Here is a 16,625-nt window from a genome sequence, read left to right on the forward strand (position 1 = left end):
GAGCACCTTCGAATGCGGGTCGCGGCAGCGGTTCACACCGCCGCCCGGCCGGCGGCCCGCGCCCCGGCCAGCTGCTCCAGCTCGGCGACCAGCGCCGCCGGGGTCGGGTGGGCGGCCATCTCAGCGCTCAGGCGCCTGGCCGAGCCTTCATGATCTGCCGAGGCCAGCAGGCCTTCGACGGCGGCGCGGATCCGGTCCGCACCGAACCCCTCGGCGGGATTCAGGGCAACCCCGGCGCCGGTGGCCGCGAGCCGCCCGGCGTGCGCGATGTGGTCGGGGAGCTCGGGCAACGCGAGCTGCGGCAGCCCGTGGACGAGGCCGGTGAGCATCGAGCCGGCACCTCCGTGGTGCACCAGCAGGTCGGCGCCGGGAAGCAGCAGGCGGAGCGGGGCCGACTCCACCACATGCACGTCCGGCGGCAGCGGCCCCAGCGTGGTCCGCTGCCCGGGGGTGACCGCCAGCAGGATCTCCGCGTCCAGGCCGGCCAGGGCCCGGGCCACGTGACCGGCGAGGAAGTATTCGTCGCCGAGTCTGGACATCGTCGTTCCCCAGGTCACGCAGACCACGGGCCGGTCCCGCCGGGCGGGCGGCCCGGCCGGGCGGCGATCGTGGACGCCGTGGTAGGGCAGGTAGCGCATCCGCTGTCTGGCTCCGGGCGCCGGGCCCTGCAGCTCGGCGGGGCAAGGGTCGATGGTCAGCAGGCCCAGGGGGTCCACCGGGCCGACGCCGAGCCGGTCGCCGACGGGCTCCAGCGCCCGGACGATCGCGTCCCTGGCCGGGAACAGCAGGTCCACCCCGTACAACTGGCGGACCGCGGGCACGCCGGCCGCCGCGGCCGCCAGCGGGCCCGCCCACGCGGTCGGGTCGTAGACGACCACGTCCGCCCGCCAGTCTCGGGCGAAGGCCGCCAGGTCGTCGACCATCGCCACGGCGAGGTCGACGAACATGCCCAGCGCGCGGGGCATCTTGGCCGACGGGCCGGCCTGCGCGGAGCGCGCCGGCCCGTTTCCGTTCCCGTTTCCCGGCCCCTTGACGAAGCCGCGCACGACGCCGGTCACGTCCACCTCGCGTCCGGCGCGGACCGGCGTGAGCCCCGCGCGGAGGATCATGCCTTCGAGGCCGGGCGGGGCGGCCACGCGTACCTCGTGTCCCGCGGCCAGGCAGGCCCAGGCCAGCGGAACCATGGGATACACATGCGAGGGCCATGCCCACCCCGTGAACAGCACGCGCATGGTCCGTTGCCTTCCTGTCGTGTCGGGATTCGGTCCTCTGAACCCTGACAGCTCCCCCTCGAAGGCCGGACGATGGCGCGGCCCGTGCCAAGCGGCGTCATCGAGCGCTATTCGAGCATTCTGCGAGCGAAGCTCTTTAGCGTGACTCAACGTCTAACTCGCTTGCCCCGCCGACCGTCAGGGAGTGGTCAATGGATCTCGGTCTCGCCGGTAAAGTCGTCTTGATCACCGGTGGCAGCGGCTCGATCGGCGGCCATCTCGCCCGCGCCTTCGCGGCCGAGGGTGCCAGTGTGGCCATCACCTACCACCGCAACGAGGACGGTGCGCGCCAGGTGGCGGAGGATGTGAGAGGGCTGGGCGGCAAAGCGATCGTCGTCCGCTACGACCTGACGGAGCGGGAGTCCATCCGCGCCGCCTTCGACGCCGTTGCCGCCGAGTGGGGCGGTGTGGACGCGCTCGTCATCAACGCCTCGGCCATCGCGGGGACGAAGGTCGATCCAGTTGCCTTCGAGGACGTCCCGGTCGAGGAGTGGCAACCGTCGCTGCGCGCCGACGTCGAGGGCTCCTTCCACACCGTGCAGGCCGCCCTGCCGTGGATGAAGAAGAACGGCTGGGGCCGGATCGTGTTCATCTCGGCCAACATCGTCCAGCGCGGCGCCACCGGCGACGAGGCGTTCGTCGCGAGCAAGATGGCCCTGCACGGGCTGAGCCGGACGCTGGCCACCGAGCTGGCGCCGGAGGGCGTGCTCGTCAACGTCGTGGCCCCCGGCCCCACCGTCACCAAGGGCTTTCTCGCCCGGGTCCCGGAGGAGTTCAGGCAGAGGCTGGCCGGTAAGTCCCCGGAGGAGATCAAGCGCGCCCTGAACAAGGGCGAGCCGGCCGGGCACATCTCCACACCGGAGGACATCGCCGGGCTGGTCCTGTACTTCGCCTCGGCGGTCAACGGCAACGTCACCGGCAGCGTGGTGCACGTAGCGGGGGGCAAGTAGGGCCGGTGAGACCACCCCGGGGCGGATGCCGCGACCGGCTTCCCCAGCATAGATGGGTACGACATGGGTGCGGCCGACCCCGGTCGGTGAGACCGGGGTCGGCCCTCTCCGGATGCCGGCCGGGCTGGAGTCATCCCCGTCGCTCCGAATCCGGCCGGCGCGCGCTCAGGCGCCAAGCGTCCGTGCGCCGACGGCGTACGGGTCAGTAACGCACCCCGGACGTCTGGGACGTCACCGTCTCAGTCTGATTCCCGCTCGTATCGTAAACCGTGCCTGTTCCCGACGACGTGAAGGAGTTCTGTGCCGCGGTGCCCGAATGGGCGACGTCGAGAGTCCCCACCCAGCTGCCGTCAGGCATGAACATGTGGTGCCTGAACGAGTAGTCGAAGCGGGTCGAGCTGAGCGGCTTCCACTTGCCCAGCCCGAGATCTCTGACGCGGGTGTTGGTGCAGATGACCAGCCCCGTGTTGGTGAACAGGAACAACCCCTTCTCCGGCGGGTTCGGCCCCGGGAACAAGATGTCCACGTGCCAGGTGCCGAGGATGAAGTGGTTGCCCACGCCCTCGATGTCCGCGTTCGCCACATCAGCACTGAACAGCGCCGCCATTCCCGCAGCGGGGGCCATTATCGCGCCCCTCGACAGGAGCTTTCGACGATCAATCGTCTTTGCCACTGATCCTCCAAGTTGAATCCACCCCGTGACCTCCAGCCAGTTCCGGACGTCGCCTCCCGGGAATTGCTGGGAGGTTAGAACCAGGACCTCTGGAATCACTCGAGCGTCGCTGGTTTTCAAACAGCGCCCGGTCGCCCACTGACGGATCATGGAATGCGAAGCCGGTCAGCATCAACCCGTCGGCCAACCACCTGGTCACCGCGCCACACGCCTCCCGCCAACGGACCTGGTCCCGCATCTGTCGCCTCCTGTCGTCCGAGCCGTCACTCGGGCGAGTGTCGCAGTGCGTTCTCCAGGCTCGATCGAGCCTCGCTGGCCGCAGGCACGCGCCGCACCGGGCGTCCTGCCCCGTGGCGAGGACCGCTCTATCCGGTAACCAGCAGCGCTCCAGCGGTAACTGCCAGCATCACGGCGGCACCGGTCGTCCCCAGCACCGGTATCAGACCTTCGGCCACCCGATGGAGGGAACATGACGAACGAGCCCTCGCCCATGGCACTCGGCACCCCGCCGTTCAGCGACGACCGGCCCGAGCAGGAGCAGGTCCTGTTGATGCTGGCCGGCAAGTGGATCACGGGCGTGCTGCACGTGGTCGCTCGCCTGGGCATCGCCGACCTGCTGGCCGACGGGCCGCGCACGGCCGAGGACCTGGCCGGGGCGACCGGGGGGCACGCGCGTACGCTCTACCGGTTCCTGCGCGCCGCGGCCGCCGTGGGAGTGTTCGCCGAGCGGCCCGACGGCCGCTTCGAGCTCACCCCCAAGGCCCAGTACCTGCGCAGCGACGTGCCCGGGAGCCTGCGCAACCTCGCCTATTTCTACGGCGAGACGACCGTGTGGAACTGCTGGGGGCACGTGATGGACACGGTCCGTACCGGCGAGGCCGTAGGTCCGAAGCTGCGCGGAGGCAAGACCTGGTTCCAGTACCTGGAGCAGGACGCACCGGAGTTCGCCGAGGTGTTCCACGGGTCCATGACGGCGCTCAACGACGCGCGCGCCCCTCGCATCGCCGAGTCGTTCGACTTCGGCCGCTTCCCCATCGTCGCCGACATCGGCGGCGGGCAGGGCCAGCTGCTCTCGGCGATCCTGCGGCGCTACCCGTCGGTGCGCGGCATCCTGTACGACATCCCCACCGCCATCAAGGGCGCCCGCGAGCTGCTCGAACGCGAGGGCATGAGCGAGCGCGTGCACTGCGAGGAGGGCAGCTTCTTCGAGAGCGTCCCCAGCGGCGCCGACGCGTACGTGCTCAAGGCGATCATGCACGACTGGAGCGACGCGGAGTGCGAGGGCATTCTGCGCCGGGTGCGCCGGGCCATCGGCGGCAAGCAGGACGCCCGGCTGTTGATCATCGACGGCGTGCTCCCCGAGCTGAACGAGTGGCACTACAGCAAGCTCATGGACATCGCAATGCTGGTGAACGACAAGGGCGCCGAGCGCACCGCAGAGGAGTGGCGGCGGCTGCTGGAGGCGTCGGGGTTCGAGCTGGCCACCATCCACCCGACGGCTCCGCCCCACGGCATCGTGGAGGGCAGGCCAGCCTGAGCCCGGCCGTCCGACATCCCCCGAGACCGGTCCGTCCGGAAGGAGCCATGGCGATGAAACTCGGCGTCAACCTCACATACCAGAACGCAGTGCGGGTGGCGCAGGAGGCCGAACGACTCGGCTACGACCTCGCCCTGGCGCCTGAAGGGTACCGTTCCGACGCCGCCACCGTGCTCGGCACGGTGGCGCTGCGCACGCGCGACATCGACCTGGCGTCGGGCGTGTTCCAGATCCCGGGCCGGACCCCGGCGCTCACCGCCCTGACGGCGGCGACCTTGGACACCCTGTCCGGCGGGCGGTTCCGTCTCGGGCTCGGCATCTCCAACCCGGACATCTCCGAGGGCTGGTACGGCATGCCGTTCGACCGGCCGCTGGGACGTACCCGCGAATACCTCGAGATCGTGCGCCGCGCCCTCGACCGCGAGCAGGTGACCTACGACGGGGAGCACTTCCAGCTCCCGCCTCGCGGGTGCACGGCACCGCCCTTCAGGCTGCTCACCCAGCCGGTCCGGCCGCGTGTCCCGATCTACCTGGCCGCGGTCGGCCCGCGGAACCTGCGGCTGGCGGGCGAGATCACCGACGGGTGGCTCGGCGTCTTCTGCACCCCGGAGTCGCTGGCCCAGGCCGTCGACCATCTTCGGGCCGGCCGGACCAGGGCCGGAAGGGACCTCGACGGCTTCGAGGTGCTCCCCGGCCTGCCGGTGTCCGTCGACGACGACCCGGACAGGGCCGTGGACACGGTGCGCGGCTACTTCTCGCACTTCCTCGGCATGGGCGACCGCAGGCGGAACTTCTACTACCAGTTGGCCGGGCGGATGGGCTTCGGGCAGGAGGCCGCCGTGGTCCACGAGCGGTACGCCGCGGGCGACCTCAAGGGTGCGCAGGCGGCCGTGCCCGCCGGGTTCGCCGACCGCGTCTCCCTGCTCGGCCCCGTCACGCGGATCGCCGACCGGATGCGGGAGTATCTCAAGAACGGGGCCACGACCCTGGTCGTCTCGCCCTTCGCCGCGACCGGCGACGGGCAGATCGAGATCCTCCAGGCCGTGGCCTCCGCCCGCGAGAACATCGGGCGCTAGGCATGCCCGGACAGCAAGAACAGCGTGTAGGCCGCCAACGACCCAGAGTCCCGGACCGAGCCCGTGCGGATCATCTGCTCGAACTCGGTGCGTGACACCCAATGCTGGCGCATGTCCTGTTCGGTGTGCTCGCGGACGCTCTCACCGTGCGTGAGGTCCGTCGCCAGGTAGACGTTGGAGTGCTCGGTGCTGATGGCATGCGCCACGTCGATGGTGCCGAGCAGCGTCATGCTGGAGGGCCGCAGCCCGGTCTCCTGCTCGAGCTCGTCCCGGGCCGCCTCCTCCAGCGTGGGCGCGGGCGCGAACCCCTGCGGGAAGCTCCACGAACGGCGCCGCATCGGATAGCGGTATTCCTCCACGAGGTGGAAGCCGTCATTCTCCAGCGGCATGACCAGCACTGCGTTGGGCCGCTCCAGATAGCCGTAGACGCCGTGCGACCCGTCCAGCCGCTCGATCCTGTCCTCGCGCAGCGTCATCCAGCTGTTGGAGTAGACGACCTCGGAGGAGAGCTGCCGGATCGAGGGGCCGGTCCGCGCGCCATCGGTCATGGAACCACAGTCCTCACGGGGAGAAACCCACACGTGATCAGCGTAACCCGGCGGGGAAGCCCGGCCGGTCCGAACGAACGCCCGTTTGGTGATCAATGACTGATGTCGAACGCTTACAGCAGATGATCGAGGAGCTACGTCGACTCCGCAACAAGTGCGAACCGAAGAGCAACCAGAACCCGCGCTACCTGCGGTACTCCAACGGGGTGTCTGCTCTGCTGTGGATCATCGATGACCTGCGCAGGGAGGGGAGCTGACCCAACGCGCTCATCGCGGCATGAGCGGGTGTCCCCGGTAGCGGCAGACGCGATGCGGGGCAGCGCGACGATCGTCAGCGGGCCTGCGATTCCGGAAGTAGAACGTCCGCAATGGGTTCTAGGGTGCCCAATGACCGACAATGACACTCCCCTGGAAGGTGCACGGGTGCGATCTCGAACGAAAGGCATGTGGTGGGGAACCGCTATCGAGGCGCCTGACCCCGGCGCGTTGGCGAGGTTCTACTCCGAACTGCTCGGGTGGACCATCGGTCACGAGGAGCCGGGCACCACGATCCTCGCCGCTCCCGAGGGATCCATCTATGTCGTGTTCCAGCAGGCGGCCGGTTACCAGGCCCCCGTGTGGCCGCCCGTCGACGGGCAGCAGCGCCCGATGATGCACTTCGACTTCCAGGTCGGAGACCTCGACTCGGCGGTCGCCGAGGCGGTCGCACTCGGAGCCTCGGTCGCTACTTACCAGCCGCAGGACAATGTCCGGGTGCTCTTCGACCCGGCCGGCCATCCCTTCTGCCTCTGCCGCGACGTCGGCTGATCGCGCGACCGCTCATGGGCAGACCAGTGCGTTCGAGTCCCTCCTGGGGTCACGAGTCGCCATCCGCAGCGGATCAGCACCCACCGCTCCGGTCGTCGCCATCAAGAACTCATCGCACGAAGTCACACCCGAAGCTGCGCCCACCTTGGACGGAAGACCAGAGCCGACCCGCCTACCGACCACCCAGCTTGCGGCATGGCCGGGCGGTCAGGGCAAGGAGGCGAAGTGTGATCACGGCGGGGGATGTGCGCGGAGCCCACGGGGCGGCGTGAGGATCGCGGCAGATGAGTGCATTGCTGGAGCTGTGATCGGAAACGGTCGTATTGTCACCATGTGGGCCACGAGCACGAGGTGTGCGCTGTCGGCGATGCCTACGAGCCCCTGACCGAACAGCACCGTGGTGCGCTGCGCGATCTGCTGCGTGTCCGCCTGCCCTCCGCCCCGGACGGGTCCATCCGGCTCACCGCCAGGGCCTGGGGGGTACGGGGCAGAGCGACCGATGAGCCATCCGGTCCGGCAACACCGCGAGCCCGCCCCTTGGGTAAGCCGCTGCCCGCGGACTGCCTTGCCTGTGCCGGAGGTCTGTCACGGGCCTTTCATGAAAGAAGGCCTCATCCCCCTCGGCGCCGGGTATGGGGCGCGCGTTCTCGGTGCATCTGGACTCCGGCCTCGTCCGGCGAGCCGGCAGACCGAGTGGGCCAGCGCGAACGCACTCACATCACAGCGGCAGAAGAGTGTGTTCGACACGATCACGAACAGACCGTATCCAGACAATGATCTTGCCGGCCGAGCCTGGGCGGCTCACCAGACTGTCCGCCGCCGACCCGGCAGCTACTGTCGATCTTGATAGAACCCGCCTCGGCCAGCGCGGCGGCAGAGGGCCGCACCAGCAGCTCGACAAAGTGCCACAGCTGCCCGTGCCTAGCGAGCGGCCGTCGATCAAGGCAGGGTGTTGGGGCAGAATGCTACGCATGACTAAGACAGTGAACCTGCCTGGTGGCACAGCGCTGCCGTTGATCGGTTTTGGGACCTGGCAGCTGCGGCCCAAGGCGGCGTACGAGTCGGTGCGTGCGGCGCTTGAGATCGGTTACCGACATATCGACACCGCGACCTTGTACCAGAACGAGTCGGACGTCGGCAGAGCCGTGAAAGACAGTGGCTTGGACCGGGAGCAGGTCTTCGTCACCACCAAGCTCCCCCCGCAGGACGCGCGGCATGCCCGTCGTACCCTGGAGTCGAGTCTTCGGCTGCTCGACACCGGCTACGTGGATCTCTGGCTGATCCACTGGCCGACGGGCCGGGACGAGCTCGTCTCGACGTGGCAGGAGCTGTTGTCCGCCAAGGACGCCGGACTGGTCCGCAACGTCGGGGTCAGCAACTACAGCCCGGCACTGATCGACCTGCTGACCAAGGCCACCGGACAGCAGCCGGCGGTCAACCAGATTCCGTGGAGCCCGGCGCGGCACGACCCAGCCCTGCTGGAGGAGCACCGCCACCGAGGGGTAGTCGTCGAGGGCTACAGCGGCCTCAAGAACACCGACCTGCACAACCCAGTCCTCACCGAGATCGCCCAAAGGCACGAAGTCACTCCCGCCCAGGTCGTCCTCCGCTGGCATCTGGAACACGACATCGTGATCCTGCCCAGGTCCTCCCGCCGGGAACGCATCGCCACCAACTTCGACCTGCAAGGCTTCGACCTCACAACCGAAGACGTCACCGCAATCGACACCCTCACCCGAGCTGGCTGACCGAAGACGGCGGGCAGTCAGGGCGATCCCTGCCCGGCTGCACGAGGCCGGATTCGTATGCTGCCACGGTGGCCTGCACTCGATCCCGCACGCCGAGCTTGGCCAGGACGGTGGTCACGGGGGCTCACTTGCCGACCTTCGACTGGGCGCCGGCGCGGACGAGTGCGGACTGTTCCCGGGCGGTGATCACGTCCGCCGCGACGAGCCGGCCGGCGACTTCGGTCACGTGCCGGACGAACTGGCCGTGGTCCGGCCACTCCTCCGTGTCCAGGATGTGGTCGTTGACCGTGCAGGTGCCGGCCAGCGACCGGTTCGGCACCCCGCTGTCGATCCCGCCAACCACCACCATCTGCCGGACGTCCGGCTCGGCGCAGATCGGCATCGCCAGCGGCCCGCCGACGACGGGCAGCTCGACCGACGTTCTGGCCAGGTCGACGGTGAGCACGGTGCCCGGCGCGGGATGCAGGGTGAACTCGTGGTCGGTCGAAAAGATCATCAGCCCGATCCGCGACCCAGCGGGAACGACCTGGTCGTCCGGCTGCAACGGCACGGTCAGCTCGACGAACTTGCCGGGCTTGAGTGGGTCACCGTGCCGCAACGAACGGTTGTTCTGCGGGTCGGCCCAGCCCCGGGTGATAATGCTGGTCGTCGAGCCGCGGGTGCTGGACTCGCAGTCCGCGCCGCTGGTCCACGGCAACCGGACCAGCGCGATCGACAGGTTCGCCGCCGGCTTGCTCGCGGCCAGCCGGATCCGGACCTGCGTGGTGCCAGAGATGTGCACTGGCGCGCTGAGTTCCGGAGTGACGTAGAGCAGCCGGTGCTCCGACACCTGGGTGGCCAGGGTGCCCGCGCTGCAGGCGAGGTTACCGGCGTCGACGAGTTGCTCGGTGCCGCTGTCCGCCCGGGCCAGCGAGGTCAACCCGCCGGCGGTGCTGCCGCCGCGCCGCAACGTCAGGCTGACCGGCGCCGCCGCCGGGTTCGGATAATCGGCGTACGGCGTGAGCTGGCTCTCCCCCGTCTCGTTGCGGACGATCCAGGCCCGCGGATCATTCTCGACGCCGTTGCGTACTCCGTAGAGATAGCGGGTGAACCACCGGTTACGCATGTCCAGCGGCGGCGCACCGCCGTGCCCGCCCTGGTGGAAGTATGCCTGCACCGGTGTGCCCTGCGCCTTCAGCGCGGTGAGGATCCGGACACTGTGCTCCGGCACCACGTTCCAGTCGTTGAAGGCGTGCGCCATCAGGGTGGCCGCCCGGACCCCGCGCACCGCGTTGAGGAGGTCCCGCCCCGCCCAGAAGTCGTTGTAGTCACCGGTTAACCGGTCCTGGTACCGGTTCATCAGGTCGGCTCGGACGTGCTGGGCGCAGTATTCCCGGCGGTCCGGATAGCCGCTGCTGATGTAGTCGAATAGGTAGTCGATGTCCTCGCCCGGCCAGCCGCCCGGGTTCCGGACCAGCCCGTTCGAGCGGTAGTAGTGGTAGTAGGAGGTGTTCGGCGCGATCGGGATGATCGCCTCCAGCCCCCTGACCCCGGTCGTCGCCGCCGCGAGCGGAAGCGTCCCGTTGTACGACGTACCGGTCATCCCGACCTTGCCGGTGGACCAGCCGGTCGCCGAGACCCGCTGACCGCCGACGACGCCGGTGTAGCCCTTCGCCCGGCCGTTCAACCAGTCGACGATCGCCTTCGGTGCCAGCGACTCGTTGGCCCCGCCCACCGTCGGGCAGCCCTCGGACAGACCGGTGCCGGGCGAGTCCGAGTGCACCACCGCGAAACCGCGCGGCACCCAGGTGCTGACCTCGCTGGTCGACACGGCGGTCCGGTCCGGCCTGTGCGCAATCGGCGGCGGTGAGGTCCGGGGCGGAGGCTGCTGGCCGAGTTCGGTGTTGACGTTCCAGAAGTACTGCCGCTGGGTCGAGGCCGTTCCGGCGTAGTACGGGCTGGTCTCGTAGACTACCGGCACCTTCAGCCCGTGGGCGGTCGGCCCCGGCCTGGTCACGTCCACGTGCATGCGGTCACGTCGGCCGTCGCCGTCGGAGTCGAACTCGGTCTCGACCCACAACCGCTCCCGGATCCAGGTGCCGGGATCGGCGAACTCGGGCACTATCTGGGCCTGCCCGTCGACGAAGACCGGCCCCGGGAGTGGGTCGGCGGTGGCCGGCCCGGCAATCCCGGTGGCGGCGGTCAGCGCCACCAGAGCCGGGACGACCAGTCGAGTGGAGATCCGCAGGCGCGGCATTCCTCGTGTCATCGTGAACCACCCCATGTCAGCGCGGCGGCTGACGGAGCACCTGGTCCGACGGCATCGAAGAGGGCGCACTGTCACCCACGGTGCACATCGTGACCGGGTCGATTCTCCGTCTGGTCAGCCGACCGTATCGGGCGGCGCCGATCTAGATCACCCGACACCTGACGGAACTTCGGCGGGCTCGGTTCGACCACCGTAGCGAAGATGCCGGGAAACGGATCGGGCGGAACCACGGGACCTGCAGCCCGGTGACCTCTCCGCGCCACCCACGTTCGTGAGCTTCCTGGACCTGGGCCTCGAGGTTGGCCGCGATCTCCACCAGCCGGTCGTGCTTCACCGTACGGGCGTGTCCGTTGCCCTCGTGGGGAACTCTTCGATGCCGAGTACCCGCAGCAGCTCCAGCCGCTCGCGGGTCTCGGCGTCCGCCGGGGTGAGCACCAGCAGTTGCTGCCCCTGGTCGGGGGTGATCAGGGTCTCGCAGTCCATCAGCAGGCGGCCCACCCGCGGGTGCAGCAGGGTCTTGCGGTCGGCGCGCCGGACCGCCACCTCGTGCTCGGACCAGAGCCGGCGGAAGTCGGCGCTCGCGGCCTGCAACCGGTCGACGAGCCCGGCGACCGTCGGGTCACCGGACCGGCGGCCGGCGACCGCGCGCAGGTCGGCCACCATCTGGCGGGCCTGATGCTCCTGCTCCTCGGGCGGGCAAACGGCGCGGGCGGCGGGCTCGGTGAACCAGCGGTATACGGGGTAGCGCCGGTCGCCCGTGAAGCGGGTGTGGTCGCCCGTCAGCAGGGCGGCCGCCCGGTTCTGGGCGAGCACCTCGCCCAGGTCGGACAGCACCAGGGCCGGGGTGTCGCCGAGCAGGTCGAGCATGCGTATCAGGCCGGCGCGGGCCAGGCGGGCCACCCCGTCGGCGGGCGAGGGCCGGTGGCCGGCCAGGTGGAACAGGTGGTCGCGCTCATCGTCGGACAGGCGCAACGCCCGGGCCAGCGCGCCGAGCAGCTGGGTCGAGGGTTGACTGCTGCGGCCCTGCTCGAGGCGTACGACATAGTCCACCGACATGCCGGCGAGCATCGCCACCTCCTCCCGGCGCAGGCCGCTGGTGCGGCGGCGGGGGCTGTCGGCCAGGCCTACCTCGGCCGGCCGGATTGCCTCGCGGCGGCGGCGCAGGAAGTCGGCGAGCTGGTCACGTTGCATGGCTTCATTCTGCCGCGCGGCCGGCGAGCCGAGCCAGGGAGCGGCTCTCCCATGATGAACGCTCCGCTTCCGCCCGTCCCGGCCCGGGCGCAGGGTTGGGGGTGACATCGACAAGGAGGCAGAACGTGATGCAGATGCGAACTTTGGGCCGCACCGGACCGGCCGTTTCCGTGCTGGGCCTGGGTGCGATGGGCATGTCGGGCGCTTATGGCGCGGCCGACCGCGCGGAGAGCATCGCCACCGTGCACGCCGCGCTGGAGGCCGGCGTCACGTTGATCGACACCGGCGATTTCTACGCCATGGGCCACAACGAGTTGCTGCTCGCCGAGGCACTGCGCGGCCGGGATCGCGACAGCTACCAGCTGAGCGTCAAGTTCGGCCAGCTGCGGGGGCCGGGCTCCGAGTTCGGCGGGCAGGACGGCCGTCCCGAGGCGGTGAAGAACTTCCTGGCCTACTCGCTGACCCGGCTGGGCACCGACCACATCGACATCTACCGTCCCGCCCGGCTGGACCCGGCGGTCCCCATCGAGGAGACGGTGGGCGCGATCAAGGAGATGGTCGACGCCGGATACGTGCGGCACATCGGGCTCTCGGAGGTCGATGCGGCGACGATCCGCCGGGCGCACGCCGTGCATCCGATCGCCGACCTGCAGATCGAGTACTCGCTGATGTCCCGCGCGGTGGAGGCGGACGTCCTGCCCACGCTGCGGGAGCTCGGCATCGGCCTGACCGCCTACGGCGTCCTCAGCCGCGGCCTCATCTCCGGGCACTGGACCGCCGGCCACACCGCCGGCCCCGGCGACATGCGCGGCTTCAGCCCGCGCTTCTCCAGCGGGAACCTGGAACACAACCTCGCCCTCGTGGACGCGCTGCGCCGGGTCGCCGAGGCGAAGGGCTGCACCGTCGCCCAGTTGGCCATCGCCTGGGTGGCCGCACAGGGCGAGGACATCGTGCCGCTGGCCGGCGCCCGCACCCGCGAGCGGCTGGCCGAGGCGCTGCCCGCGATGGACCTGGTCCTCACGGCGGACGATCTCGCCGACATCGAGAAGGCTGTGCCGCCGGGCGGGGCCCGCGGCGACCGGTACCCGTCCGCGTTCATGTCCTACCTCGGCGTGGGCAACTGAGTCCGGCTCTCCGGCGGGCCCGCTTCGAACGCGGACACCTCGTCGAACGCCCCGAAGCCCACGCAGCCTGAAACAGGTCAACTGATCCACATACCTTGACTGCTCGCACTGGCGCCGTCTCGGCAGTGGCTCACCCCGGATCCGGCAGGTCCATCGACGCGAGCCTGGCCGGGTCGGTCACGGTCGCGATGCCGGCAATCCGGCCGTCGACGACGGTGAACGCGATGACCGAGAGTGGGGAGCCGTCCTCGCGCCAAGATACGATCCCGGGAAGGCCGTTGACGAGCACCGCTCGCCCCCGCGCGGCTGCGCTGGCGCCCAGCTGCGCGCCGGCGGCGACCTGGGTGGCGCCGAGGATGACGACCGCACCATCGGGGGTGTCGACGGTCAGCCTCACCTCGGGGTCGAGTACGCGCAGCAACCCCTCGAAGTCGCCGCGGCGAGCCGCCGTCAGGAAGGCCTGGACCACCTCTCGCTGCTCCCGTCCGCTAACCGTCGGCCGCTCGGTCGCCTGCACCTTCCTGCGGGCGCGGCTGGCGAGCATCTTGGTGGCGTCGGTGGACTTGCCGAGGATCTGGCCGATCTCGTCGAACGGCACCGCGAACAGATCGTGCAGCACGAACGCCAGCCGCTCGCTCGGCCCGAGCGACTCCAGGACGACCAGGAGCGCGAGCCCGACCGAGTCGGCGAGCGCCACGTCGTCCTCTGGCGCAGGGCCGTCGTCGACCGTCACGACGAGCTCGGGTAGCCGGTCGTCGTAGGACGCCTCAGGGTGGGCCTGGCGCGATCGCAGGACATCGAGGCTGATCCGGCCGACCACCGTGGTCAGCCAGCCGGCGAGGTTGTGGATGGTCGCCCTGTCCTGGCGGGAGAGCCGCAGCCAGGCCTCCTGGACCACGTCCTCGGCGTCGGCGTGCGATCCGAGCATGCGGTAGGCGACCGCGCGCAGCCGGTCGCGCTGGGCCTCGAACGCCTCGGCCACCGGGTCCGTCGGGCTGGTGTCGGACATGTTGTTACCTTCCTCGGATCTGCTCCGTCATGGGTGATGACGAGCCCGGATGGGCGCAGGTAACCGATGAAGGGGCAAGACCATGGAAGCACGTATGAAGAGCCGGGCGAATCCCGACGTGATGACCGCGATCCAGCACCTCCACAAGGCGATTCACGCCGGTGGCGTCGATCCGCGCCTGCTCGAGCTGGTCCACCTGCGGGCCAGCCAGATCAACGGCTGTAGCCCGTGCGTTTTTGCCGGGGTCGAGTCGGCGAAGAAGCACGGAGAGACCGACGAGCGGCTGCACAACGTGGTCACGTGGCGCGAGACGCCCTTCTTCACCGAGGCGGAGCGGGCAGCGCTCGCGCTGGCCGAGGGCGCCACCCGGATCCAGGACGGCGCGCCGGGCGTGACCGACGAGATCTGGGACGCCGCCGCCGCTCACTTCGACGAGAAGCAACTGTCCGCGATCATCCTGAACATCGCGATCACCAACTTCTTCAATCGGATCAACCGCACGATCCGGGAGCAGGCCGGCAAGACCTGGTGAACTGCTGGTCAAGCCAACGGGGTGGGTCAGGCCGCCGAGAATGACCGACGCGCCAGCTCGGGTCGGGAAGGCACACCCGTACTCACCGTGTACGTGCACGATCCCGTGGCGGACTGACCAGCAAGATCCATCTGGCCTGCGACGGACGCGGACGGCCACCCATGGGTGCGTAGAGCCCGCCGAGTTGCGCCGTCCCGAGCCTCAGCTCGGTGACCACAGCGCTTGATCGCCCGAGAGCGGGCCCGGGCGAGCTCATCGAGCGCGGTGCGCCAGGACCGTGGGTCGGCACCCGGCTCGTGCGCGTTCGCCAGGTGGTCGATCACGACGGCCAGCCCCGGATGGCGGGCGGGGGCTCAGACAAGCGGCCGGCGGCCGGCGTCGCGCCACGCCTCGTACTCGGCGCGGCTGTCGGGGCTGAGCGGGTAGTAGTCGGACAGTCGTGCGCCTTGCGCGAGCCGCATCCGGCTGAACTCCTCCCAGTTCTCGTGGTCCTCAGCCGACTGCACGAGCTCGAGTGCCTTGCCCGAAGGCACGATCACCACGCCGTCGTCGGCGACCACGACATCGCCCGGACGCTGATCGCCGTCACCTCGCTGAGCTTCCTCGGCATCGGCCCGCCCCCGCCCGACACCGACTGGGGCGGCATGGTGAGCGAGGCCACGCCGCTGCTGGTCGCCGCACCTCGCCTCGCGATCGTGCCCGCCCTCGCCCTCGCTCTCACCGGGCTGGCCATCGCACTCGTGGTAGACGGCCGCAGCAAAGCCGGCCAGGACACTGGGTGACGAAGGACTGCGCAGCTTCACCCTGCCTCCACGCCCAAGGCCCCACCCCGCCCTAGCGGCCCCGGATCCCCGTGCCGCCGCATTCGACACCATACAAGAATGATTTTCATTGCTGCAATGACGGGGCGGTGGCGATAATCATTTCCCGGTCAGAATGGCCGGAACCTCACCGACGGAAGAATTCCTATGACATCTGCTGGCATCGGCACCGTCTTCGACAGCGCCGCCAACGAGTACGCCGCGGTCTCGCCGCTGCTGTGGAACCGCATCGGAGAGGCGACGGTCACGACCGCCCGGATCCAGCCGGGCGAACGCGTGCTGGACGTCTGCTGCGGCGCGGGCGCCTCGGCCATACCGGCCGCGAAGGCGACCGGGCCACAGGGGCACGTGGACGCCATCGACCTCGCCGGAGAGCTACTCGCCCACGGCCGGCGCCGCGCGGCGCTCGAAGGTCTGGACAACGCACGCTTCATCCAGGCCGACGCCACCGCCTGGGAGCCTCACCAGGGTCACCTTTACGACGTGGTGCAATGCGTCCACGGCGTATTCCTGCTGCCCGACATGGACGCATCAGCCTCCCGCCTGGCCAGGCTGCTCCGGCCCGGCGGACGGCTGGTCATCACCACCTGGGCCGAGGGCGCGATGGAGGACTTCGGCCGGCTGTTCACCGAGGCGGTCGAGCGCGTACGAGACGTCCGGATCGGCCCGCCCCCCAGCAAGCAGGCGGTGTCGAGGATCGACACCGAGGACGAGCTGGCCGCATGGCTGGCCGCCCGCAGGCTTACACAGATCACCGTGACCCGCGCACCGCTGCGGATCCCGCTGAACCCCACGCTCGCCTGGCGACTCGCGCTCGGCAGCGGCTTTCGCGGCATGCTCACCGGCCTGGACGAATCCGCCGCCGAGCGAGTGCACACGGCCTTCCAGCACCTCCTCGGCGAACGCAAGCTGGACGACCTGGACGCCACCTCACTCATCGGAACGGGAACTCCCGCCCCGCTGAGCACGGACGCCTAGCGGAGAAGTCGCGTCGATCGGTGAACATCCATCGCAGTTGATCAAACCGTTCGAAGCATCAGCTTGAGAGTGAAGATCAGGGCTCTTGGCACCCCTGCCGACGCCGATCCGG

At 69.8% G+C, this 16,625-nt stretch carries 16 protein-coding genes and 1 pseudogene; 10 read left to right on the forward strand and 7 right to left on the reverse strand.

The window, feature by feature from the left end; all coding sequences use genetic code 11:
- Nucleotides 1-32: 32 nt before the first annotated feature.
- Entirely contained in the window at nt 33-1,184 is a 1,152-nt protein-coding gene (locus tag ACFLIM_RS25670) for a nucleotide disphospho-sugar-binding domain-containing protein (RefSeq protein ID WP_393169577.1), read from the reverse strand.
- Nucleotides 1,185-1,423: 239 nt separating this feature from the next.
- Between ACFLIM_RS25670 and ACFLIM_RS25675 the strand changes: the two genes are divergently transcribed.
- Nucleotides 1,424-2,221: an SDR family NAD(P)-dependent oxidoreductase gene (locus tag ACFLIM_RS25675; RefSeq protein ID WP_393169579.1), complete on the forward strand. Its 798-nt coding sequence runs from the start codon at nt 1,424-1,426 to the stop codon at nt 2,219-2,221.
- A 202-nt stretch (nt 2,222-2,423) separates the two neighbouring features.
- Here ACFLIM_RS25675 and ACFLIM_RS25680 read toward each other — a convergent pair whose 3' ends face one another.
- The gene (locus ACFLIM_RS25680; RefSeq protein WP_393169581.1) at nt 2,424-2,846 is read right to left on the reverse strand and encodes a hypothetical protein; all 423 of its coding nucleotides are present in this window, start codon (nt 2,844-2,846) and stop codon (nt 2,424-2,426) included.
- Between the two features lie 517 nt (nt 2,847-3,363).
- Between ACFLIM_RS25680 and ACFLIM_RS25685 the strand changes: the two genes are divergently transcribed.
- Complete coding sequence (locus ACFLIM_RS25685) at nt 3,364-4,431, forward strand: methyltransferase (RefSeq protein ID WP_393169583.1); 1,068 nt, start codon at nt 3,364-3,366, stop codon at nt 4,429-4,431.
- 47 nt (nt 4,432-4,478) lie between these two features.
- A complete protein-coding gene (locus ACFLIM_RS25690; RefSeq protein ID WP_393169585.1) occupies nt 4,479-5,507 on the forward strand; it encodes an LLM class flavin-dependent oxidoreductase in 1,029 nt (342 codons plus the stop codon).
- Here ACFLIM_RS25690 and ACFLIM_RS25695 read toward each other — a convergent pair.
- The gene (locus ACFLIM_RS25695) at nt 5,504-6,055 is read right to left on the reverse strand and encodes an NUDIX domain-containing protein (protein WP_393169587.1); all 552 of its coding nucleotides are present in this window, start codon (nt 6,053-6,055) and stop codon (nt 5,504-5,506) included. The genes ACFLIM_RS25690 and ACFLIM_RS25695 overlap by 4 nt on opposite strands.
- Nucleotides 6,056-6,150: 95 nt before the next feature.
- Between ACFLIM_RS25695 and ACFLIM_RS25700 the strand changes: the two genes are divergently transcribed.
- The 3 genes from ACFLIM_RS25700 to ACFLIM_RS25710 all read left to right on the forward strand — a co-directional run bounded on the left by ACFLIM_RS25700 (nt 6,151) and on the right by ACFLIM_RS25710 (nt 8,610).
- A complete protein-coding gene (locus tag ACFLIM_RS25700) occupies nt 6,151-6,312 on the forward strand; it encodes a hypothetical protein (RefSeq protein WP_393169589.1) in 162 nt (53 codons plus the stop codon).
- Between the two features lie 166 nt (nt 6,313-6,478).
- Nucleotides 6,479-6,862: a VOC family protein gene (locus ACFLIM_RS25705; RefSeq protein WP_393169591.1), complete on the forward strand. Its 384-nt coding sequence runs from the start codon at nt 6,479-6,481 to the stop codon at nt 6,860-6,862.
- 971 nt (nt 6,863-7,833) lie between these two features.
- On the forward strand, nt 7,834-8,610 hold the full coding sequence (locus ACFLIM_RS25710) for an aldo/keto reductase (RefSeq protein ID WP_393169593.1): 777 nt from the start codon (nt 7,834-7,836) through the stop codon (nt 8,608-8,610).
- A gap of 124 nt (nt 8,611-8,734) precedes the next feature.
- Here the strand turns inward: ACFLIM_RS25710 and ACFLIM_RS25715 are convergent, their stop codons facing one another.
- A complete protein-coding gene (locus ACFLIM_RS25715; protein WP_393169595.1) occupies nt 8,735-10,858 on the reverse strand; it encodes a Xaa-Pro dipeptidyl-peptidase in 2,124 nt (707 codons plus the stop codon).
- A 330-nt stretch (nt 10,859-11,188) separates the two neighbouring features.
- Nucleotides 11,189-12,049 (reverse strand): helix-turn-helix transcriptional regulator, encoded by an 861-nt coding sequence (locus tag ACFLIM_RS25720; protein ID WP_393169597.1) that lies wholly within the window; start codon nt 12,047-12,049, stop codon nt 11,189-11,191.
- 128 nt (nt 12,050-12,177) lie between these two features.
- Between ACFLIM_RS25720 and ACFLIM_RS25725 the strand changes: the two genes are divergently transcribed.
- The gene (locus ACFLIM_RS25725) at nt 12,178-13,173 is read left to right on the forward strand and encodes an aldo/keto reductase (RefSeq protein WP_393169775.1); all 996 of its coding nucleotides are present in this window, start codon (nt 12,178-12,180) and stop codon (nt 13,171-13,173) included.
- Between the two features lie 130 nt (nt 13,174-13,303).
- On the opposite strand, the gene ACFLIM_RS25730 is transcribed toward ACFLIM_RS25725, so the two are convergent.
- Nucleotides 13,304-14,182: a sigma-70 family RNA polymerase sigma factor gene (locus ACFLIM_RS25730; RefSeq protein WP_393169598.1), complete on the reverse strand. Its 879-nt coding sequence runs from the start codon at nt 14,180-14,182 to the stop codon at nt 13,304-13,306.
- An 82-nt stretch (nt 14,183-14,264) separates the two neighbouring features.
- On the opposite strand from ACFLIM_RS25730, the gene ACFLIM_RS25735 reads away from it, so the two are divergent.
- A complete protein-coding gene (locus ACFLIM_RS25735; protein WP_393169600.1) occupies nt 14,265-14,714 on the forward strand; it encodes a carboxymuconolactone decarboxylase family protein in 450 nt (149 codons plus the stop codon).
- A 26-nt stretch (nt 14,715-14,740) separates the two neighbouring features.
- Here the strand turns inward: ACFLIM_RS25735 and ACFLIM_RS25740 are convergent.
- Nucleotides 14,741-15,049: pseudogene (locus ACFLIM_RS25740) on the reverse strand (hypothetical protein); the annotation flags it as partial.
- A 150-nt stretch (nt 15,050-15,199) separates the two neighbouring features.
- Here ACFLIM_RS25740 and ACFLIM_RS25745 point away from each other — a divergent pair.
- Together ACFLIM_RS25745 and ACFLIM_RS25750 are read left to right on the forward strand one after the other, a co-directional pair.
- Nucleotides 15,200-15,496 (forward strand): hypothetical protein, encoded by a 297-nt coding sequence (locus tag ACFLIM_RS25745; protein WP_393169602.1) that lies wholly within the window; start codon nt 15,200-15,202, stop codon nt 15,494-15,496.
- Nucleotides 15,497-15,682: 186 nt separating this feature from the next.
- Nucleotides 15,683-16,513, forward strand: a complete 831-nt coding sequence (locus tag ACFLIM_RS25750; protein WP_393169604.1) for a class I SAM-dependent methyltransferase — start codon at nt 15,683-15,685, stop codon at nt 16,511-16,513.
- The last annotated feature ends 112 nt before the right edge of the window (nt 16,514-16,625 follow it).

The organism is Nonomuraea marmarensis (assembly GCF_043197025.1).
GTDB lineage: Bacteria > Actinomycetota > Actinomycetes > Streptosporangiales > Streptosporangiaceae > Nonomuraea > Nonomuraea marmarensis.